Source organism: Viridibacillus arenosi, assembly GCF_001955655.1.
Taxonomy (GTDB): domain Bacteria; phylum Bacillota; class Bacilli; order Bacillales_A; family Planococcaceae; genus Viridibacillus; species Viridibacillus arenosi.
Genome location: NZ_MSPW01000003.1, coordinates 18,270 through 38,892, shown reverse-complemented (window position 1 = coordinate 38,892; position 20,623 = coordinate 18,270). Strand labels below are relative to the sequence as shown.

Genomic DNA, 20,623 nt, shown 5'->3' with positions numbered 1-20,623 from the left:
TATTAATAGTGAATTGACTTAAATAGGTTTTCAATATTAGAACAACCTTCAGTATGATAATATTGAGTTATATGATTGATTAGTTAAAGGAGCTCCATTATATCATGTCTAAAATTGTTCCAAATATGTTAAATCCATTTTGCATTACCATTGTCGTCGTATTAATAATACTATTCGGCAATCAAGCATTGGGGAAATACGCCAATGAATCTTATCCCCTTGCTATTGTATTCTTAATACTTATGATTGCATGTATCACTTTTGCCTTTTATTTAATAAAGGCATTCAGATTAAAATCAAAAACTAGGGAAGTTGAAAATGATTAAAAGCTAGCAAATGCTAGCTTTTTAATTTCCGATAATCGTTAAAGAACCTAAATCCTTTAGCCATTTATCCAATCTTTCTTTAGGATAATATTTTATCTCATCTACTTGTAGGTAAGGTAGACCTTTGTAATCACTTCCATCATTACTTGTTAAAGTATATAAAGTTGGTCCATCAATACCCAAGTATTCTATAACTTCCTCTTCATTTAAAAGTGGACCGTAAGTTGATTGTACAAAACCACTATCATCATTCTCTACAATAATTCTTTGCTCATTAGAATTACCAGTAGTTTTTTCACCAGCCATACATCCTCCAATTACTATACAAATACCAAGAAAGTACAACGGTTTAATGATCGGATTCACTTTTTTATCATATTCTATATTTTTCATCTCAATCGTCTCCTTTTTATAGTACAGTTAAAAAACCTCACGCCATTGTGCATGATTTTTCAAATAAATATCTAATTTTGGATATCTTCCACAATACGCAAAACCTTGTGGTGGTGAAAACTGGTACATTTCTTTTAATATTTTAAGTGGAATAGCCTCAGTTAACTCATATAATTGTAAAATGGGATAGGCATATGTATATTTTGAGTTCCCCTCATTAAAGGATTGATCACCGTAGCCAACCTCTTTTACTTTATCCGGAAAATGAACCGGTGTACCGACTATGGCGCAATATTTTAAAGATGAACTAGGTGCAGACTCATAAATCCAGAAATGATTCACTGGTAACTTCGGGATTTTCGATCGAAACTCATTAACCTTTTCTTGAGACTTTATCAGTTTGCAGTATGGCGGTTTAATGCTAATGAAAATTCCTGTTTGCAATATTTATCACCCCCTTTCTTCCATATTACAGTAAAACCCTCTACTAAAAGTAGAGGGTAGAGAAAACTAATACTTAAATTGACTCACTAAAAGCTGTAGTTCTTCTGACATTTTAGACATCGTTTCTGCTGAAGATGTGATTTCTTCCATTGTAGCAAGTTGTTCCTCTGATGCAGAGGCAACTAATTGCGTTGTACTAGATGAGTTTTTTGCAATGCTCAAATTATCTTCTACTGATGTATATACTTTATTAACAGCATCATACATATTCTTCGCAATTAGGTTAACTTCTTGAATTCTCACTGTCACTTGGTCCACCGATTGAAGGATTTTCTCAAAGCCTTGTTTAGTTTCTTCGACGACTAGCATACCAGAGGCTGTTTCTTTAGTTCCAAGTTCAATTGCTTTTACAGCCTTTTCAGTTCCTTTTTGTGTTTGTAATATCAGGTCAGAAATTTGCGATGCCGATACTTTGGACTGTTCAGCTAATTTTCTCACTTCATCTGCTACTACAGCAAATCCCTTACCATGCTCTCCCGCTCTTGCCGCTTCAATTGCAGCATTCAAAGCAAGTAAATTCGTTTGTTCAGAGATAGCAGTAATAACTGCTACAATGTTACCGATTTCATTTGATTGCTTGCCCAATTCGTCTATAGATTGACTAGCATTTGAAGTAGCATCATTTATGACATTCATTTGATGAATTACTTTTTGTAAAGTATCATTTCCATTTAATGCTTCTTGACTTGTTTCTTTAGCTACTTGTGTAACTGTTGTAGATTGGTCTACAACTTTCTGTAGATTATTACGAACGGTATCTATTGACTGGAAACTAATATTAGCCCCATTCTCTTGCATTTCAGCACCTTCTGCAATATCATGAATCGATTGTGCAATTTGACTTGTCGCTTCAGTTGTTTGTTCAGCATTAGCTGTTAGTTCCTCAGAAGCTGCTGCCACATGTACCGATGAATCAGCCACTTGCTTCATCATTTTACGCAAACTAGCAAGCATTTGATTGAAGGAATGTGCTAATTCACCTGTTTCATCTTCCGTCTTGACAATAAGTTCTTGTGTAAGATCACCTTCACCTTCTGCGATTTCTTTTAACTGGCGATTAATTTGTTTAATAGGTCTCACAAGTGCTCGAGTTAAAAAAATACTACCAAGAATCGCAATTGTGCCTCCAACTAACAATGCCAATACTATTTTCATCACTAAACTCATGGTGATTTCATTAATTTTCGTAATAGGTTCACCTATAAACCACATACCAATCACTTTACCCGAGGCATCTTTTAAAGGTTGATAAACCGTTACATAGGGAGTACCAACTACATCTGCAACCCCTACATAGGTGCTCCCATTCTTAAGAACCTGATCAACAACAGTTTCAGATGCTTTTGTACCAATAGAACGCTGACCATCTACTTGTACATTTGTGGCAATACGTGTATCGCCATTGAATATCGTGACCGCACCACTTACCGTTTTGCCTATTTCATCGACTAAAGTAGTATCATTCGTAAAATTATGCTCTCCTTTATACAATTCTCCATCTTTAATAGTCCAATCGCCTATAAACCGGTCATTTACTATAGTCTCCCCTAAAGTAGATGCCTCCATTGCTCGCTCTTCAAACGTTTCCATCAGGGACTTTTCAATCTCCCATTTTGCTACAATGGTGATCAGAATACATAAAAACAAAATAACGAAAACTTGTAACACATTGAATTTCATACCGATTTTAATATGCTTTAGTTTGTTCAAAAAAACCTCTCCTGTCATATCATGTTATTCAATTTTATTTTTTAGAGCTTAATACATGATAAAGGTCTTAATTAACTTCATAAAAATCCTAATTATTAGATAATTATATATATTATAGTAAGTAGGCATTAAATCATAGTAGGTTTTTACAAATAATTTTGACAATAATAAAACACCTATCTCTCTAGCTATTAAGCAAAGAGATAGGTGTTTAATAGTAACTACTATCTTATACTTTAAATCGTTGAGTTAAAGTTTGTAATTCTACTGCTTGCTGACTTAGTTCTTGTACAACACTGTTTATTTCTTGCAATGTTGCAGTTTGTTCTTCTACAGCACCTGAAATATTTGCAGATTGCATTGCAGCTATTTCGGCATTTGTCGCAATTTCTTCTACAGAGGCAGTTACTTCTTCAGTACCTGCAGATAATTGCTCGGAAGTTGCCGTTATATCTTCAAGCTGCGTTGTCATTTGAGATACAGAGTTTACAATCTGTCCAAATGATTCGTTCGCATTATCCAACACGTAAACACCTTGGCTGACATTTTTTAGTCCTTCTTCTATTGAAGAAGCAACAGTTTTTGTATCATTTTGGATTGTTTGCGTCAAATGAACAATTTGTGATGCCGACCCTTTAGATCCTTCAGCTAGCTTACGTACTTCTTCTGCTACCACAGCAAATCCTTTACCATGCTCCCCTGCACGTGCCGCTTCGATTGCAGCGTTCAATGCTAGTAAATTTGTTTGATCTGTAATATCGGTAATTACTTTTGTCATTTTTTGAATCTCAAGTGTTTGTGCAGTCAGTTTTTGTATTAACTCATTTGTTTCATTTGTCGAATTGGAAATAACATGCATTTGTTGTTTGGCAACTTCTAATATCTTTGTACCTTCACTTGCAATTTTCGTAGTATCAACTGCATGATCAAATAACAATTGTGAAGCTTCAGCAATTCGGCTTACTCCGATTGCTGTTTCTTGCATTGCAATGGCGCTATCCTTCGCTATTTCAACGGAATCGACAGATCCTTTAGAAGTTTTCTCAACGCTATTCGACACACCTTCAGCAGATTGTGAAACTTCAGTTGTACTTGCAGATAGCTCTTCAATTGCTGCACTTAATTGACTTGTATTATCCGATATACTAGTAATCAATTCTTTTAGATAGCGCTTCATTTGATTGAAGGATACTGCTAATTGACCGACTTCATCTTTAGTCTTAACTTCAAAATCCGAATGTGTTAAATCTCCAGTAGCAATTAAATTAGAACCTTTTACAATTGCCATTAAAGGATTAACAACTGTTTTCTTAATGAATATGATGAAGAAAATTGCTAGAATTATGCTAAGTAAAGAGATGATACTCGCTAGACGCATAGCTTGTTCTGCTACTTTATGAACACCTTCATTTGCCTCATCTAATTCTTTTTTCTGAAAGTCCATAATTTCAATAGCAGATTCTAGAATCTTTCCATTTGCTACCGAACCAACTTCTTTCAATTCTTTATAAGCAACGTCTTTATTGCCTTTTTCATATTCTGAAATGACCAAATCTGCAGAATTATCAAATTTGTCTTTGTTTGATTTGATGTCAGACATATAAGAATGCATTTTTTCCGACATTTCTTTACTATTTAAATCAGTTAATGATTGATTAAGCTTTTGCTGATAAATTTGTAAATTCCTTTTTTCTGTATCATTACCTTCTATTAAATAAGAACGTAAATACAAACCTTGCGCAGCAAGATTGAATTGAATATCATTCGCTAATTGGATTTTTTCAAAACGATCTTTCGTTACTTCATCGAAAGCATCTTCAACTGCTGATAAACGATTATAGTTAAATACTAAAATTACTAACAGCATGACAATCATCGTAATAAAGCCTAAACTAATTTTCTTTTGAATAGACATTTGCCTAACCCCTCGCATCCCAAAATTAAGTGAACATATTAATCTACAAAAACTCGACTAAAACTGTCGAATCGTTGTATATCACCAACATAACTATAGCATTATGAATAGTCATAATTACTGATTCAATTGAACCAACATTTGTCCATATTACTAAATTTTTTTACTAACTAGGAGGATCAGTACTAAATCTTTTGAATTATAAATAAGTTAAATTTTGCATTGGTAATTGTTTCTATATTATTTCCATAGTAATAATCTGTTTTCTTATTACAAGAACTATACATATTAAATTTAAAAATCTCTTCATATATAATAGCTATTTTTATAAGCATCATTTTTATTCATCAAATTGTCCTAGATTAAATCGTTGTATTAAATAATTTTTCAGAAACTCTCTACAGCTATTTGAAAGCTCACTTTTTGCTGGATGAATTACATCTCCATATGGTAATTCCCCTACAAAACGTACCATCCCTGTAAATTCCCTTTTCAATTCATCATCGTAACCAGAAAATTTTACAAAGCACGTTTGAGGCCCATTATGTGCAAAATCAACGATCATTACTTTATGATTATTCATTTTCACAACACCTCCTCATTCAATTTCCCATTTAAAATTAACGGTCCATTGCGTTTAAAATACGCAATGGACCCTTTTGGTTGTTGCCCTATTTTGTAGTTCCTTCAATATAATTTCTTACATTTTGAATCTCTTTTAGACAAAACAATATCAAAAGAACACTAGCAATCATGAAAACAATTAATTTTGATGTTAACTCATTGTTCAATATAACTGCTCGATACAAGAAACCAAAAAATTGACGACCCCTACTGCTAAAATAATTACGGTGTAGGAACTTGGACAAACTTATCATCTTCAATATAGAAATGTATATGTTAGTTATATTTAAATCGCACATACAATTACATCATTTTCATATACAGATCCTTAATAATTAGAATAGATTTTTTATTAACCAAAATAGGTGACGAACTCTCCTTTCAATAATAACAAATTAAAAGATGGAGTTAAATCTTAAAATAATACATTTATTCATAAGAGAATACTTTGAATCATATAATTAAAGCGGTAAGTAGTTTACGGAAAAAGTATATTAATGTAGAAATAGAGAGAAATAGAGAGAATTTTCAGTAATTAAAGACGTAGTTATTTCGAACTATTTTTAATATTCTGAAATTATATTTTTTATTATATTGATAACATAATAAATATTCATGTTATCAATTTTCTTTCAAATATTTAAAATATCTATTTTTTATATCATAAAAATACCATGAACACACTTTTATAATTCAGCGCGCTAAATCTACCAATATTACTATTAAAAAGTTATTTTCCTAATAAAATATATTAATGGATTTTATTTGTTTCTATGGAAATCTTTTTTTGTTATATTGAAATTAAGCTTTTCACAAGGGCTTATTATTTTAGATAAGGGGGATTTAAATGGCTAAAAAGAAAAAGTATTTATTGTTCACTCTTTTAGCAATCATTTCATTGATCTTAGCTGCATGTAATTTTGGGGGAGAAACAGCTAAAGAAGAAGATGAAGGTGATAAAGGTACTGGAAGTGAAGTGCAAGAAAAGAAAAAAGCACTAAATTTAGTAATTGCTTCTGAACCACCTGCAATGAATCCGCAGTTGGCTACTGATACAACTTCTGGGAATATTTTATTAAGTCTTTTTGAAGGTTTAACTAGACTTGATAAAGATGCAAAATATGAAAAAGCATTGGCTGAAGATATACAAATTAGTGATGACCAATTGACTTACACGTTTAAATTACGTGATGCTAAATGGACAAATGGTGATTCTGTTGTTGCAGGTGATTTTGAATACGCTTGGAAATGGGCTTTAGATCCAGCTAATACATCTGAGTATGCATCTCAACTTTACCCTATTAAAGGTGCTGAAGAATTTAATACTGGTAAAGGATCTGCTGATGACATTGCTATTAAAGTTGTAGATGATAAAACATTGGAAGTTACTTTAGCAAATCCTACACCTTACTTCCTTGAGTTAACAGCATTCCAAACATATATGCCTATTAACAAAAAGGTTGCTGAAGCAAACAAAGAATGGTACGCAGATGCTGGTGAAAACTACGTTACAAATGGTCCATTCAAATTAGCTGAATGGCAACATGATGCCTCTCTAAAATTAGAAAAAAATGCTGATTATTGGGATGTTGCCAATGTTAAATTAGACGAAGTAAATATTGGCATGGTAGAGAAAGAACCTACAGCGGTTAGTAAGTTTAAAGCTGGTGAAATTGATTATCTAGGTTCTCCTTTCCAAACCGTAGCACTGGATTCAATTGATGAATTCAAAAAGAGCAACCAATTAAATATTCAACCAATGGCTGGTGTATATTGGTACAAATTAAACAATAAAGGTAAATTCACGAAGAATGCTAATATTCGTAAAGCTTTGACATTAGCTATTAATCGTCAAGAGTTAATTACAAATGTAGTAAAAGGTGAACAAACACCAGCGTTAGGAATGGTTCCTTCTGCTATTGCTGGTTTTGAAGAAGACCGCGGTTATATTAAAGACAATGATATTGAAGGTGCAAAAGCTGCACTTGAAGCTGGTATGAAAGAGCTTGGCATTAAAAAAGCATCTGACATTGAAATTGGCATTTCAATTAATACAAGTGAAGCACATAATGCGATTGCACAGTTTATCCAAGAAGGTTGGAAGAAAAACTTAGGTATCAAAGTGAAAATTGATAACTCTGAGTGGCAAGTATTTTTAGATAAGTTAACTAACCTAGATTATGAAGTAGGTCGTATGGGTTGGATCGCTGACTATAGAGATCCTTACACATTCCTAGAAATGTACTCTACTGCTGATAATGGCAACAATGATACTGGCTGGGAAAATCCAAAGTACAAAGAGTTGATGAAGAAATCAGTCTCTGAAAAAGACCCTGCAAAGCGTCTAGAAATTTTAAAAGAAGCTGAAGGAATTGCAATGGGTGAACTACCAGTTGCACCTATCTACTACTACACTAGCCTTTTTGTTAAAAAGGATTCTGTAACAGGTATGGAACCTGACCCAATCGGTAATATCCAGCTTAAAAGAGCAGATATTACTGAATAGTACGCACGCAGTACACGCTGGATAAACTGTTAGATATTCTATCAACAGCAAAGAGCTGCCTCATAGTCGTTTATTCGGCTTATGAGACAGCTTTTTTTAAACTAAACTCTAAGAAAAAAAGGAGGAGTTTCATGTGATTAAATACATTTTAAAAAGACTAATGTACATTTTGCTTGCGCTTTTTGTCATTATTTCTGCCACATTCTTCTTAATGAGATTGGCACCAGGAAGTCCATTTGCAAGTGAGCGTAGTTTTCCACCTCAAATCGAGAAACAGTTAAATGCAAAATATGGGTTAGACAATCCTTGGTATATCCAATATAAAGATTATCTTATCGATTCAGCTTCGTTCGACTTTGGTGAATCGATGAAATATAAAATGCGTTCTACAAATGATATGATTTCTGAGGGTTTCCCTATTTCTTTAACTCTGGGTATTGAAGCCATGCTACTTGCTGTGGGACTAGGCATACTTTTAGGTGTCATTTCAGCGCTTTATCACAATCGCTTTCCCGATTATTTAGCTACTACAATTGCTGTCGTAGGAATATCAATCCCCTCTTTTGTATTGGCTGGTTTATTGCAGTATTTCGTAGCTTTAAAACTAGGATGGTTCCCAATAAGTGGTTGGAAAGGATTTATCTATAGTATTTTACCTGCATTTGCTATTGCTATGACACATATGGGTTTTATTGCTAAACTTACACGATCCAGTATGCTTGAGCAAAATAATAGTGATTATGTCAAAATGGCACGGGCAAAAGGAATTGGCAAATGGACAATTGTTTTCCGACATACATTACGTAATGCCCTGTTACCTGTCGTTACATATATTGGACCTTTAACAGCTGGTGTTGTGACGGGAAGTTTTATTGTAGAACAAATTTTTGCGATACCAGGACTTGGTAAGCACTTCGTTACAAGTATTTCGAATCGTGATTACACAGTTATTATGGGTACTACCGTGTTCTACTCTATCATCCTTTTACTTGCGGTATTTATCGTAGATATTTTATACGGTATTATCGATCCACGTATTAAGCTGAGAGGGGCGAAAAAATAATGTCACAACAACAATTAGAAAAAATCGAAAAAGAAATGTTTGAAATTGTAGGAGGAAGACATGAAGAAACTGAAAAGCTAGCAAAGAAATCTGTGTCTTTTTGGAAAGAGGTTATCATTCGATTTGCTCACAATAAATTAGCTATTTTCGGTTTAATAGCACTTATGGCTATTTTATTAATGGCTATTTTTGCACCTATATTTTCACAGTATACTTATAGTGAACAACTTGGATTATACAATAAGGCTCCATCAGCAGCCAATTGGTTTGGTACAGATGATTTAGGACGAGATGTATTTGTTCGTGTTTGGGAAGGTGCAAGAATTTCTTTGTTCATTGGTATTACTGCTGCTATTATTGATTTAGTTATTGGGGTAGTATGGGGCAGTATTTCAGGTCTAGCTGGGGAACGTGTAGATAATATTATGATGCGTATTGCAGATGTTTTAACAGCAGTTCCCTATTTACTTGTTGTAATCGTTTTATCAGTAGTTTTAGGAAATGGAGCTCTTGGAGATGGTTTGTTACCTATGATTATCGCACTTTCTGTCACTGGGTGGATTAATATGGCTCGTATAGTTCGTGGTGAAGTACTATCCATCAAAAATCAAGAATATGTCTTAGCTGCACGAACACTTGGAGCTAATACGAAACATTTAATCATCAAACATTTAATTCCAAATGCATTAGGTGCTATTTTAGTCACAATGACACTAACTATTCCAATGGCTATTTTCACAGAAGCTTTCTTAAGTTATCTTGGTCTTGGTGTATCAGCACCATTAGCAAGTTGGGGTACAATGGCTTCTGAAGGAAACAACGCTATTACAAATGCGCCTTGGAGACTAATCTTCCCTGCGCTTATGATTTCTTTAACTATTTTTGCATTTAATGCAGTTGGCGATGGATTGCGGGATGCACTAGATCCAAAATTACGTAAATAAGGAGGTTGAAAAGAATGAGTGAACCAATTTTACAAGTAAAAGACTTAAGAATCCATTTTAAAACGTTTGCGGGTTTCGTACAAGCTGTCCGAGGTGTAAATTTTGAATTAAAAGCCGGAGAAACACTTGCCATTGTAGGCGAATCTGGCTCGGGTAAAAGTGTTACAAGTAATGCCTTGATGAAGCTGATTCCAGAACCTCCTGGTATTTATGAGTCTGGTGAAATCATCTTTAATGGTCGTGATTTAATCCCCCTTTCAGATAAAGAAATGTCTAAAGTAAGAGGCAATGAGATCTCTATGATTTTCCAGGACCCTATGACATCATTGAATCCAACTATGCGTGTCGGTAGACAAATTACTGAAGTAATTTTAAAACATAAGAATGTCTCAGCGTCTGAAGCAAAAAAACGCGCTATTAAACTATTAGATCAAGTAGGAATCCCAATGCCTGAAAAACGCTATAAACAGTACCCACACGAATTTTCTGGTGGTATGCGACAACGTGTTGTAATTGCTATTGCTTTAGCAGCTGAGCCTAAACTATTAATTGCTGACGAACCAACAACTGCTCTTGACGTAACTATTCAAGCACAAATATTAGAGCTTATGAAGGATATCCAAAAGACTAGTAATACATCGATTATCTTCATAACACATGATTTAGGCGTTGTTGCTAATGTCGCTGATCGAGTGGCAGTTATGTATGCTGGACAAATTGTTGAATATGGTACAGTAAATGAAATTTTCTATAATCCTAAGCACCCATACACATGGGGATTACTCGGTTCTATGCCAGATATAGATAGTAATTCAGATGAATTATTACGAACTATTCCAGGTTCACCACCTGATTTAACCCAGCCTCCTAAAGGAGATGCATTTGCAGCTCGCAATGAATTTGCTTTAGCAATTGATTATGAAAAAGAACCGCCTATGTTCCAAGTAAGCGAAACTCATTTTGCTAAAACATGGCTATTGCATCCAGATGCACCTAAAATTCCAATTCCTGAAGCTGTAGCTAAACGAATTGAAGGATATTTAGGAAAGGAGAATATGCTAAATGGCGAAAAAACTATTAGAAATTAAAAACTTAACTCAATATTTCGGTTCTTCAAAAGAGCCAGTAAAAGCTGTTGATGGTATTAGCTTCGACATTTATGAAGGTGAAACTCTTGGCTTAGTAGGAGAATCTGGCTGTGGTAAATCTACGACTGGTCGCTCTATTATTCGCCTATATGATATAACGGATGGAGAAATTATCTTTAATGGAAAAGATGTTCATAGTAGTAAATCAGCAAATGAGATGAAGCAATTTAACCGCCAAATGCAAATGATTTTCCAGGATCCCTATGCTTCACTGAATCCAAGAATGAAAGCTGGAGAAATAATTAGTGAAGCCTTTGATATTCACGGTCTATACAAAAACAAAAAAGAACGCCTCGAAAAAGTAGAATCCTTACTAGAAGCTGTTGGCTTAAACAAAGAACATGCAAACCGCTATGCACATGAATTTTCCGGTGGACAACGACAACGTATTGGTATCGCTCGTGCGCTGAGTTTAAATCCTAGCTTTATCATTGCAGATGAACCCATTTCTGCTCTTGATGTATCGATTCAAGCACAAGTTGTAAACTTATTAAAACAGCTACAAAAAGAGCTAAATTTAACTTATTTATTCATTGCTCATGATCTTTCTATGGTGAAATATATAAGTGACCGAATTGCTGTTATGTATCGCGGGAAAATCGTTGAGATTGGTTTAGCAGATGATATTTATCATTCGCCTGTCCATCCATATACGAAATCCTTGCTTTCAGCTATTCCGTTACCAGATCCAATATCTGAATCAAAACGTACACGAATTCCTTATGTACACGAAGAACTAGATGAAAGCGCTTCTTTATATGAAGTTGCTGATATGCATTTCGTTTATGGTACTGCTGCTTCCGTAAAGAAATGGCAAAATACTTAATAATAGGACAAAACCACCGCTCATTATGTGAACGGTGGTTTTTCATTATGTAAGAAGCTATAGAATTAGTTTTCTTTCACCGCAGATTCCTGCTTCACTTTACGCCATTTTAAGCGTAATTCCCAAACAGATATAAGTAATACAAGCCACACAAACCAATTCTCAAAGCTAATACCAGTTACTGATTGTCCTCCGAGCAATTGCAGTATTATCATTGTCAGGACAATATATCCAATTAAGAAAGCTTCCCACTTAAATTCATTTAAAGCATTTGATTCTTTACGCTTAATTGGCAAAAAGGAAATTAATAGAAATATTACAATAAATATTAGAACAGTTCTTCTCGGAATCACTGAAAATATCTCTATTTGTGATAAATAATCCATTATATATAGGATAGTTAATCCACTTAATATTAAAATATTTTTCGTTTTTAAAAAGGACATGACAGCTAGTCTGATGAGACCCCATTATTCTAGTTCATAAGTGAATTTTTATATAATTTATACATTTATTATTTCAACATTGGTTAATTCTGCCTCACGAGAAAGACGTGTTAATTGCATTTTTAATATATTATTATGCCTTACTTTCATAATCACTTTGTGAAAACCAGGTTGTTTATACATTTTCAAAGTTTCACTAAGGTTATCAATGAGATCTGGTGTTACAACTTTCATAGCAGTACAATCAATATCTAAGACATATGATCTTGTATCGATTGATTTCGTTAGACTTTTATAATCTTCAGCAAATTTTCTAGCCTGTTCTAATGTCATTTTATCATTAACAACAACATGAATTACTTTCATTAATTTGTCCTCATGTAATTCATAACCTATCATATGTACTCCCCCTATAAATAGTTATTTTACATGTTTTTCAGAATAATATCGTCAATTTGTTTTTAATTTTATTTAACTAGTAAATAAATTTATAGAGTCTTGCAGAATATAGTGGTCATATACATGGGTAAACAAAAACACGTACGGCATCGATACATATCAATGCCATATGTGTTCTCTTATTTACTGTTTAGATTCAATTACAACATCTTTAGCGACGATAGTAAATTCAGCTAAGGGGCTATCAAATAAAACATTAAGTCTAAAACCACCCTCAACTATTGACACCTCTTCGTACAACCACCATGAGCCATTTCCGACTGATGCGGTACTAGTAAATTCACTAACACCAGTGAAAGTAATTATTAACATATCATTTTCATGATACGTATTTTCTAAATTCAACTTGATTGTACATGTATGGTCTGCATTTCTTTCTATTGTTTGAATTATTGCGTCATGAAATGAGTCAACAAATAGATCATTTACCGCTTTAGGAAGTTTACTTTTAGCTGATATAAAATCTGCTGCACATCTTTCAAATTTTTCATTGGACAAAGCATCAAAATGCTCCAACCAGATTTTTGCCAAGTTACGCAAATTGTCATTTGGTGATCCTGCGATAATAGAACCATCTAGAACAAAAGGATGGAATTCTTCAGGTAAAAATCTTAACAACTTTTCTCGATCACGTTGTAACTCCATTTTTCGTTCCTGTTCTAAATCTATACCATACTCTCTATAATAAGCTTTTTCCTCTTCCCAATCGACCATGGTAACAAGGAAAAATAAATAATTAGATAATTGATTTTCTTCGAACCACTGCTTTGTAAAATATTTCATAAATCCAGTCCCTTCCATAAGTAAAACTTTTATAAACTGGTGAAAAAAACATAGATAAGTGATTGATAAAGCTTAATAAAGATATGGGTAAATATTGGGGTTATTATATAGACTACCGAGGTGTCTATAATTCTATTTTATATTTACATATATTATTATACATCCTTTATTTTCCTTGTAAATATTTAAATTATAAATTTATGGTAATAATGTAAAATATATATTTATAAAGTTCACAAAATATTGATATTATAATAAGTAATTTATAATGTATAAATTCAAGTATCCGGTAATTGTGATATGATGAAAGTAACTATATAGGAATTATCATTCGACTAGATTCTATATGGCTTTAATATCTAGGGGGTTTTTATATGAGCTTATTTAACATTAAACACACAGAAGGTATTCACAGCATTACAGATGTCAAAAAACATAAGAACAATATTGAATTACATACGGTTACAGGAGAAGAATTATATATCGTTGCCTTTTCTGATGAAACATATACGGTGTATGATGATCGCTTTGCGGGTGCTTCAAAGCAAATGAATTCAATCGAAGCTTACGAGATCGATGGAAGCTTCCGAAATTTAGACTTTGATGCGATGCGTAGCTTATTTTCAAACTCATTTGATCGCTTAATGGATGAGCTTTCAACTTATGTAGGGTCGAATAAACTAGTCAATCTGGATGACGTAAAAGAGGAAATTACGAAGGAAATTAAAGGTATTCACTTTAAAATCATTACAGACACAAAGAAATATCAATATTAATTGTGTAAAGCTGCTACCCTTTTGGTGCAGCTTTTTCCTTTTAATTGTATTTTCGTCTTCACAAATTAAACAATTTCGCATAAAATAATATTATTCCAATAAGAAAGGTTGGTTTTTAATTTGAGTACTGTTCCTTTTATTCCAAGGCCATTAGTTCGTGTAAATCAATGGACTATACTTTTAAGCGTTATTTTAACTTGGATTACAGATCAGCCTTGGATACTAGCCATTCCTTTATTGGCAAATTTACTTGGTTTGATTTTTAATTATAATCCCATTATGAAATTTGCTCGTCGCTTTTTGAAAAAAGAACCTTCTGCTTATATACCTGAAGATGTTGGCCAGCAAAAGTTTAATTCATGTATAGCTATTTCTTGCTTATTTCTTGGCTTAATTGGCTATTTAACTAATTGGTCAGTACTTGCATATACATTTACGATCATGGTCGCTGTTGCTTCTTTTATAGCTATTTTAGGGTTTTGTATCGGTTGCTTTATTCTTTTTCAACTCAAACGATTTAAGCATCGAATCAGTAATACTTAATCTTATGATAAATGCTCCATAGAAAGAGACCACTTTAAAGCGTTCTCTTTCTATGGCTCTATTTCATTTTTTAATTCATGATTTTACTTAGCTTTTCCCATCGAAAAGCCTTCAAATAGACGACCTCCATAAGGCTCTAATATCATTTCACTTAAATGAATAACTTTTTTTTTCTCTGCCGTTTTATAATACGTATCGAATGCATCAACAAATTCCTCGGTAAACTTTTCATCATAGTTCTTTAATGCTCGAATTATCCATTTTGAGGATCCTATCCATTGACCATTAGTTCTTAACACAAATTCATGAATAAGCTCAGCTAATGTGTTAGCAATGAAAATTTCTTCTGCACGATTTTTGCAACCTATAAAATCATCTAATACATCTGTTATAAAATATCGCTTCGTTGTAATGATTTCTTCCGTCCATCTGTCAGGTCCCTTATCTAAAATCTCTTTAGCTTCTAGCTTTATCGATTGGATAATCCCTTTATCTTTTAATATAATCCCTTCCCATACCATCCTTTGCATAGAAGGCTTAGCAGCTTTGTAATCGAGTTCGAAAAAGTGTTTGTAAGACGTTAAATTATGTATAAAAACTTCGATTGGCCACCCAAATTCGTTAAAGGACTCTCTATAACTTGAATTTAGACTTTTATCAAATACGACTATGTCGAGGTCAGAAGTATCTGTTCCCTCTCCTCTTACAACACTTCCAGCCAACACTGCTCCTTGACAATTTGGAAAATACTTATTGATAAATAGATGCGCTGCTTCAATTGGGCTTATTTTCTTGAAATCCCCCATGATCATCACCTCGTATTGAGTAAATTTTTTATATTAATTTCCATATTAGCTAATGAACAGTAAAAATACTAGTGAAATCCTGAAAACACAAGATAACAAAGTCAAAAAAAAAAACGATTAATACTCAAAAATGAGTTAATCGTCTTTGTCAGGATGGTCAAAATAAATCACCCTTATTTATTTTTTATTGACACATTATACTTTGCTAGCGCTTCTTCTAAGTTTTTTAAGTATTTCTCGGACATGCTTTTATTCGTAGCATACGTATTCATAAAAAATTCATCTTGGTCATCTGCATATGATTTCAAGCTATTGTATATACCTTTTTGATAACCTATATAGTTATTGAAGGCATGATGAATTTCTTTTTCAGCTTCAGTCTTAGGAGATATGTCGACAGTTTTCAAATACGCTATTTGCTGATTTGCTAGCTTTAGGAATTTTTCTCGATTTTCTGCATTCTTTAAATAAGATTCATCATCAACAATGCTTTTTACAACACTGTGAATTTCTTCTTTAGATGTTGGCAATTCAACTTTTAACACTGCTTCTATGCTTTGCTTAAAGTCATTAGAAACTTTTGCATCAGCCTCAGCAACTACCCCAATGGTTTCTACCTTTTTGGCTGTCTTATCACTACTACAACCTGTTATCAATATTGAACCTGCCATCAAAACTGAGAGGAAAGAAAAAGCTTTCTGTTTAGTAAATTTGCGCATGGATTGCCTCCTAAAGTTATCTTTAATTTCAAATAATTCTAACATTAATGCATTTCTTTTACTATTTTTAAGCTGCAAGGATAATTCATAATTACTAAATAAAATTAATTAGTAACAATTTAGACTTATTCTTATTTTTCAGTCTCACCCTTTTTTGATTTTTTTAACCATATATCCAATAACTCAATAATGTTTTGTTTGCAGCTCTATGAATTTCCGATTTTATATAGATATGCCACTTTTTTTATTTTCTATTCCATAGATGTCGACTTAATGCCTTTTTTATCATCAAGAGCTTATAATCTTAACTTTATAAAAAAAAGACTGCTTCATTTTACATGAAGGCAGCCTTTAATTTTACGCTGTATAAGCGCATAGCACTTGTGTCTCCTTTTACTTCAAACATACCGTTTGCTATTAACTCTCTTAAACGGTACTCAATAAATGCATCACCGATATGATTTTCAATATTGCCAAATGCTTCACCAACTAACCTAGCTGCCTTCATAAATTCTTCAGGCTCTTCTTCAGTCCTATCCTGAAGTTCTTTATGTAAATATCTAGCACATTCAATGATGAAATTATCATAATAATTAGCTTCTGTAGAAATAATTATGCCGTCTTCCAGATAGCGTAGATCATTCATTGTCTTTGAGAGTTTCTGCCACTCTTTAATATAACGAGCTTGATCCGATTTGGAGACTGACTCACCAGATGACGTCATATTAATTAATTTTTCAGGAACCACTTCTCCTGTAGTCCTAGGTACAAACAGCGGCTCTAACTGTTTTAATTGAGTACTAACATTCACTATTTCAATTGGATTTTGGGTATTATTTAATTCATTTATTACAAACCGTAACCCTGTTTGTTCATGCGCACTTTCAGATACCCAAATACAAACAGGTACGTCATCTTGTATGCCTTTAAATTGATCGCTTTGTAAAGGATCATACGACTTTTCCACTTCTCTTATGATGTGTTCTTGCATCCAGTCAATACGAGCCTGTGGATCATTTAATGGTCCTATGGAAAAAACATCTCTAACGACAAAAACCCTTTCCTCCTTTGTTTTTTTCATCAAATGTAGTGCATGTTTTAAACTACCAGCAGCCGAGTCTCCAAATACGATATGTATTTTGTTCAAATTATCGCTCCTGTTCGCTTTCTATTTTAGTCATTTCACCAGAATATGGATAAAACAAATAGCGATTTTCTTTTTCGCCATCTTTACCAATAATTAAATAGCAATCTGTATGTAATGCAAAAGAATCTGTGTTATAAATGGTTTTACCAGTTTCTTCTGTCATTACTTTTACGCTATAATAGTCAGCAATCTTCACTTCAGCTTCAGCAAGTGTATATGTTGGTTTATAAAATTCAAAACTAATAAGTAATATTAGGACGAAAATGATGCTGGAAATACCTAAGCGAGAACTAATGGGTGCATACTGATTTCCTTGTCGCTGCAATATATAATAGATTCCCAATCCCATTAATAAGACAATTGATATTGTTATAAATCTTCCCAAATTATCTATAAACGCATATTGCCTTGCTTTAATGTAAAAATATACAGCTGTTATCAATAAAATTATTGAAGCTATTGGTAACACTCTCTCTTTCAATTCGCTCACTCCTTTTAAAAAAATTAGATACTGCATCTTCGTTCCTCATTCCTACAGTGTCTTTTACGCTTTTCATTTATCTTTCTAAGTATGCATGTTTTTCTCTCTAATGTTGACACTAAGTCCATTCTTTCTTTGTTTGGAGTGATGAACATTACTATAAATTTAGGTACGATACCTCTCAATGGTGCCATAATGTCTATTACAATCGGTGTTGGATTACTGTTAATAGTTCGATTTATGAAGCATTTGAAGAGATCAAAAATTGGACAATTGGAAGGATGGTCAATTGGGTTTGCTATTCCAGGTTTTATTTTAACAATAACTGGAGCGCAAATGTCTTTAAAATGGCCATTATATAAAATAGATTTTCTTTATAACATTATTATCTTCGGCGAGCTTTCATTAGCTTTTGGTGTTTTATTGTTAGCAGTATCAATTCTTCTATGGAGAAAAGCTAATGTTTTCGCGAAAAATAACGTTGATTATATTGATTCAATGACTATTTCTCGAATATTAATGAAAGAAGCACCCATATTGCTAAAACCACTTTCATACTTTACTTTTGCTATGGGTTTAGCTCTTTTTTCTATTACCATTGCAAGTATCCGTCTTCAATTATTCTCAACTTTTAATGATGATCTAATTACGAGTTCCTTTACCAAATACCCTTTAGTTGAAGGACTCTTCATATCCGTTCTATACGGAATAACAGGCATTGGCGCAATATTGTTACCCTTTACTTTAAAACAATATGCAAAACCGAGTATCTTCAATATCATGATCACTTGTTGGAAAATCGCAGGGATTGCCTTTATTTTATTTGGCATGTTGAATTATTTTACACATATTGGTCTAATAGTCCATTCAATGGGCAAATAAAAAACGTAGTAGACATTATATCTACTACGTTTTAATTTATGCACCAACAAACAGAACACATTGACTGATTGCGATGAAAAATGCTGGATTTTGAATTGGCGAATTCTCTTCAATCTCTAGCTCTATCAAGAACTCATCACCTTCTGTTGCCTTCCAACGGGCAATATCTACATCATCAAGTGCAAAGCGGGACCAATCTTCCATTTCCTTATGTATCATCATTTTCATTTGACTATCTGTGATCACAAGGTCTGGAATCAATTCCTTCCAACCATCGTAGGCAAGCATATATTTCTTTTGTTGTTTTAAATCTTTTGCTTCATAAAAAACTTTTCCTTTACGAGTTACCTTTTTACAAGTGAAAAGTGGCTCATCCTGCATATCAAAAACGTCATATCTTAAAAAATAACGATAATCCATTACTTTATCTAGTATACGCTTCAAACTATTTGAGTAGTGGCGTTGAAATGTGAATATAGCCTGACCTGACTCATCAGCTACCGTAATTTTTGGTGTTGTTTCAATCGAATTTGGGTGTAAATAAGTATATCTTTGCATCATTTGCTCCTTTAAATCTAAACGTTTCATAAGTAAACTATAGCATTTTCAGGGCAGGAACGCACTTACTGGCTTATAACGATTTTATAGTAAACTATCAAAAGTATTAACGATGCAATAACAGGACATTGTCAAATTAGACATCATCAACTGGTTTTAGCTTCCTATCGGTAATAAAAATACACTTTTTTATTTCTTTACAGCATTTTCTAAAATATCAAAAAAATCGTTATCATCCACCATTATATATTTTTTTTGTGTCTCATCCACGTATATGATTTTATTAGATGAATCCACAAACAAAGCAAAGTACCCACTTACCGAAATGTTTATGAGGTAATTGTAATGTAGGTCTATATTTGAATCCTCCATTTTCATTTCTTTAAATTTCGCATTTTCAAAAGCCTTTAGTAGTTCTTTTTGTGTTTCTTCCGAAATTTCAACCGTTGCCAACGGAGGAATTTTTTTAACTGTTATATATGAATCTTTTTCATTAAAATCTATTTCCAATATCAATTTTAATATTCAGTGTAAATTTTCCTTTATATAAAAAGATATTATTAGTTGGGAAGTTTGCGTTGGCAAATCAATTTGCTCGAACTTTTTTAGTGAATCATAATCAAAAAAAGCTGTTAGTTTTAAAACTAACAGCTTTTTTCTATTTAACTATATACATATAAATCAAATTGAATTTCCGCATCTATTGAACTAGAAAAGTCTATGATATTTTTCTGCAAATACATTGCAGGTTTATCATTATTTTCTATTTCGATTACAATCATAAATTGAAATTGTAAATCGTATTTCTTCTTTAGTTGTAATAATTCTTTTGTTTTTTCTTTTAGGGATTTTAATATTACATCCAACTGTTCGTTTATATCGAGAGATTCTTGATAGCCCGTACTTAAAGTCCAACTTGTCTCTTTTCTACGTAAAATTTTAGTAGCGAAAGTTTTAATAACATCCCCTTTTTTGTATGTTTCTGTAGGTTCTACATCCAGACCATTTGTTACTTCCTCCAAAGGAAAGTTATCTCCAAACGCACTAAAATAAGCCATTACTTT

24 protein-coding genes are annotated in these 20,623 nt (G+C 32.9%); 9 read left to right on the top strand and 15 right to left on the bottom strand.

The annotated features are described in order from the left end of the window. The first annotated feature begins 104 nt into the window (after nt 1–104). The gene (locus BK137_RS06805) at nt 105–326 is read left to right on the top strand and encodes a hypothetical protein (RefSeq protein WP_038182131.1); all 222 of its coding nucleotides are present in this window, start codon (nt 105–107) and stop codon (nt 324–326) included. Nucleotides 327–347: 21 nt separating this feature from the next. Here BK137_RS06805 and BK137_RS06800 read toward each other — a convergent pair whose 3' ends face one another. From BK137_RS06800 to BK137_RS06780, 5 genes are all read right to left on the bottom strand, one after another. Then, nucleotides 348–719 (bottom strand): MerR family transcriptional regulator, encoded by a 372-nt coding sequence (locus BK137_RS06800; protein ID WP_038182134.1) that lies wholly within the window; start codon nt 717–719, stop codon nt 348–350. 27 nt (nt 720–746) lie between these two features. Then, nucleotides 747–1,163 (bottom strand): hypothetical protein, encoded by a 417-nt coding sequence (locus tag BK137_RS06795; protein WP_038182137.1) that lies wholly within the window; start codon nt 1,161–1,163, stop codon nt 747–749. Between the two features lie 66 nt (nt 1,164–1,229). Beyond that, complete coding sequence (locus BK137_RS06790) at nt 1,230–2,933, bottom strand: methyl-accepting chemotaxis protein (RefSeq protein ID WP_038182139.1); 1,704 nt, start codon at nt 2,931–2,933, stop codon at nt 1,230–1,232. A 229-nt stretch (nt 2,934–3,162) separates the two neighbouring features. Continuing rightward, complete coding sequence (locus BK137_RS06785) at nt 3,163–4,848, bottom strand: methyl-accepting chemotaxis protein (protein ID WP_038182141.1); 1,686 nt, start codon at nt 4,846–4,848, stop codon at nt 3,163–3,165. 340 nt (nt 4,849–5,188) lie between these two features. After that, complete coding sequence (locus BK137_RS06780; RefSeq protein WP_038182143.1) at nt 5,189–5,431, bottom strand: hypothetical protein; 243 nt, start codon at nt 5,429–5,431, stop codon at nt 5,189–5,191. A gap of 888 nt (nt 5,432–6,319) precedes the next feature. Here BK137_RS06780 and BK137_RS06775 point away from each other — a divergent pair. The 5 genes from BK137_RS06775 to BK137_RS06755 all read left to right on the top strand — a co-directional run bounded on the left by BK137_RS06775 (nt 6,320) and on the right by BK137_RS06755 (nt 11,959). Further along, nucleotides 6,320–7,978, top strand: coding sequence for a peptide ABC transporter substrate-binding protein (locus tag BK137_RS06775; protein WP_038182146.1), 1,659 nt, complete (start codon nt 6,320–6,322; stop codon nt 7,976–7,978). A 133-nt stretch (nt 7,979–8,111) separates the two neighbouring features. Continuing rightward, nucleotides 8,112–9,041: an ABC transporter permease gene (locus tag BK137_RS06770; RefSeq protein ID WP_038182149.1), complete on the top strand. Its 930-nt coding sequence runs from the start codon at nt 8,112–8,114 to the stop codon at nt 9,039–9,041. Next, nucleotides 9,041–9,985, top strand: a complete 945-nt coding sequence (locus BK137_RS06765) for an ABC transporter permease (protein WP_038182153.1) — start codon at nt 9,041–9,043, stop codon at nt 9,983–9,985. The genes BK137_RS06770 and BK137_RS06765 overlap by 1 nt, the downstream gene beginning before the upstream one ends. A 14-nt stretch (nt 9,986–9,999) precedes the next feature. Beyond that, on the top strand, nt 10,000–11,073 hold the full coding sequence (locus tag BK137_RS06760) for an ABC transporter ATP-binding protein (RefSeq protein WP_038182155.1): 1,074 nt from the start codon (nt 10,000–10,002) through the stop codon (nt 11,071–11,073). Further along, on the top strand, nt 11,048–11,959 hold the full coding sequence (locus tag BK137_RS06755) for an ABC transporter ATP-binding protein (RefSeq protein ID WP_038182158.1): 912 nt from the start codon (nt 11,048–11,050) through the stop codon (nt 11,957–11,959). The genes BK137_RS06760 and BK137_RS06755 overlap by 26 nt, the downstream gene beginning before the upstream one ends. A 65-nt stretch (nt 11,960–12,024) precedes the next feature. Here BK137_RS06755 and BK137_RS06750 read toward each other — a convergent pair whose 3' ends face one another. The 3 genes from BK137_RS06750 to BK137_RS06740 form a co-directional block, all read right to left on the bottom strand. Next, nucleotides 12,025–12,312 (bottom strand): hypothetical protein, encoded by a 288-nt coding sequence (locus BK137_RS06750; RefSeq protein WP_155981168.1) that lies wholly within the window; start codon nt 12,310–12,312, stop codon nt 12,025–12,027. A 150-nt stretch (nt 12,313–12,462) separates the two neighbouring features. Beyond that, entirely contained in the window at nt 12,463–12,804 is a 342-nt protein-coding gene (locus BK137_RS06745) for a hypothetical protein (protein WP_051448637.1), read from the bottom strand. A gap of 183 nt (nt 12,805–12,987) precedes the next feature. Then, the gene (locus BK137_RS06740; RefSeq protein ID WP_076034818.1) at nt 12,988–13,647 is read right to left on the bottom strand and encodes a DUF4085 family protein; all 660 of its coding nucleotides are present in this window, start codon (nt 13,645–13,647) and stop codon (nt 12,988–12,990) included. A gap of 374 nt (nt 13,648–14,021) precedes the next feature. Between BK137_RS06740 and BK137_RS06735 the strand changes: the two genes are divergently transcribed. Further along, nucleotides 14,022–14,423, top strand: coding sequence for a hypothetical protein (locus BK137_RS06735; protein WP_038182166.1), 402 nt, complete (start codon nt 14,022–14,024; stop codon nt 14,421–14,423). Between the two features lie 120 nt (nt 14,424–14,543). Then, entirely contained in the window at nt 14,544–14,966 is a 423-nt protein-coding gene (locus tag BK137_RS06730; protein ID WP_038182167.1) for a DUF4395 domain-containing protein, read from the top strand. A gap of 83 nt (nt 14,967–15,049) precedes the next feature. Here BK137_RS06730 and BK137_RS06725 read toward each other — a convergent pair whose 3' ends face one another. From BK137_RS06725 to BK137_RS06710, 4 genes are all read right to left on the bottom strand, one after another. Continuing rightward, nucleotides 15,050–15,772, bottom strand: a complete 723-nt coding sequence (locus BK137_RS06725; protein WP_038182170.1) for a nucleotidyltransferase domain-containing protein — start codon at nt 15,770–15,772, stop codon at nt 15,050–15,052. A gap of 173 nt (nt 15,773–15,945) precedes the next feature. Next, a complete protein-coding gene (locus BK137_RS06720; protein WP_038182173.1) occupies nt 15,946–16,491 on the bottom strand; it encodes a hypothetical protein in 546 nt (181 codons plus the stop codon). A 334-nt stretch (nt 16,492–16,825) separates the two neighbouring features. Beyond that, nucleotides 16,826–17,638 carry a DUF1835 domain-containing protein gene (locus BK137_RS06715; RefSeq protein WP_038182176.1) on the bottom strand — a complete coding sequence of 271 codons (813 nt, stop codon included), beginning with the start codon at nt 17,636–17,638 and terminating at the stop codon, nt 16,826–16,828. 1 nt (nt 17,639) lies between these two features. Then, the gene (locus BK137_RS06710; RefSeq protein WP_051448638.1) at nt 17,640–18,155 is read right to left on the bottom strand and encodes a hypothetical protein; all 516 of its coding nucleotides are present in this window, start codon (nt 18,153–18,155) and stop codon (nt 17,640–17,642) included. A gap of 111 nt (nt 18,156–18,266) precedes the next feature. On the opposite strand from BK137_RS06710, the gene BK137_RS06705 reads away from it, so the two are divergent. Then, nucleotides 18,267–19,001: a DUF981 family protein gene (locus BK137_RS06705; protein WP_051448639.1), complete on the top strand. Its 735-nt coding sequence runs from the start codon at nt 18,267–18,269 to the stop codon at nt 18,999–19,001. A gap of 36 nt (nt 19,002–19,037) precedes the next feature. Here the strand turns inward: BK137_RS06705 and BK137_RS06700 are convergent, their stop codons facing one another. From BK137_RS06700 to BK137_RS06690, 3 genes are all read right to left on the bottom strand, one after another. Beyond that, nucleotides 19,038–19,559: a tubby C-terminal domain-like protein gene (locus BK137_RS06700; protein ID WP_038182182.1), complete on the bottom strand. Its 522-nt coding sequence runs from the start codon at nt 19,557–19,559 to the stop codon at nt 19,038–19,040. 189 nt (nt 19,560–19,748) lie between these two features. Further along, entirely contained in the window at nt 19,749–20,075 is a 327-nt protein-coding gene (locus tag BK137_RS06695) for a hypothetical protein (protein WP_155981169.1), read from the bottom strand. Nucleotides 20,076–20,221: 146 nt separating this feature from the next. After that, nucleotides 20,222–20,617: a DUF4279 domain-containing protein gene (locus BK137_RS06690; RefSeq protein ID WP_038183164.1), complete on the bottom strand. Its 396-nt coding sequence runs from the start codon at nt 20,615–20,617 to the stop codon at nt 20,222–20,224. Nucleotides 20,618–20,623 lie beyond the last annotated feature (6 nt).

Bases quoted from the DNA above. Each gene is read 5' to 3' on its own strand.
- BK137_RS06805 (WP_038182131.1), top strand. From the start codon at position 105: ATGTCTAAAATTGTTCCAAATATGTTAAATCCATTTTGCATTACCATT.
- BK137_RS06800 (WP_038182134.1), bottom strand. From the start codon at position 719: ATGAAAAATATAGAATATGATAAAAAAGTGAATCCGATCATTAAACCG.
- BK137_RS06785 (WP_038182141.1), bottom strand. From the start codon at position 4,848: ATGTCTATTCAAAAGAAAATTAGTTTAGGCTTTATTACGATGATTGTC.
- BK137_RS06780 (WP_038182143.1), bottom strand. From the start codon at position 5,431: ATGAATAATCATAAAGTAATGATCGTTGATTTTGCACATAATGGGCCT.
- BK137_RS06775 (WP_038182146.1), top strand. From the start codon at position 6,320: ATGGCTAAAAAGAAAAAGTATTTATTGTTCACTCTTTTAGCAATCATT.
- BK137_RS06765 (WP_038182153.1), top strand. From the start codon at position 9,041: ATGTCACAACAACAATTAGAAAAAATCGAAAAAGAAATGTTTGAAATT.
- BK137_RS06760 (WP_038182155.1), top strand. From the start codon at position 10,000: ATGAGTGAACCAATTTTACAAGTAAAAGACTTAAGAATCCATTTTAAA.
- BK137_RS06755 (WP_038182158.1), top strand. From the start codon at position 11,048: ATGGCGAAAAAACTATTAGAAATTAAAAACTTAACTCAATATTTCGGT.
- BK137_RS06745 (WP_051448637.1), bottom strand. From the start codon at position 12,804: ATGATAGGTTATGAATTACATGAGGACAAATTAATGAAAGTAATTCAT.
- BK137_RS06740 (WP_076034818.1), bottom strand. From the start codon at position 13,647: ATGAAATATTTTACAAAGCAGTGGTTCGAAGAAAATCAATTATCTAAT.
- BK137_RS06735 (WP_038182166.1), top strand. From the start codon at position 14,022: ATGAGCTTATTTAACATTAAACACACAGAAGGTATTCACAGCATTACA.
- BK137_RS06725 (WP_038182170.1), bottom strand. From the start codon at position 15,772: ATGGGGGATTTCAAGAAAATAAGCCCAATTGAAGCAGCGCATCTATTT.
- BK137_RS06720 (WP_038182173.1), bottom strand. From the start codon at position 16,491: ATGCGCAAATTTACTAAACAGAAAGCTTTTTCTTTCCTCTCAGTTTTG.
- BK137_RS06710 (WP_051448638.1), bottom strand. From the start codon at position 18,155: ATGCAGTATCTAATTTTTTTAAAAGGAGTGAGCGAATTGAAAGAGAGA.
- BK137_RS06705 (WP_051448639.1), top strand. From the start codon at position 18,267: ATGAACATTACTATAAATTTAGGTACGATACCTCTCAATGGTGCCATA.
- BK137_RS06700 (WP_038182182.1), bottom strand. From the start codon at position 19,559: ATGCAAAGATATACTTATTTACACCCAAATTCGATTGAAACAACACCA.
- BK137_RS06690 (WP_038183164.1), bottom strand. From the start codon at position 20,617: ATGGCTTATTTTAGTGCGTTTGGAGATAACTTTCCTTTGGAGGAAGTA.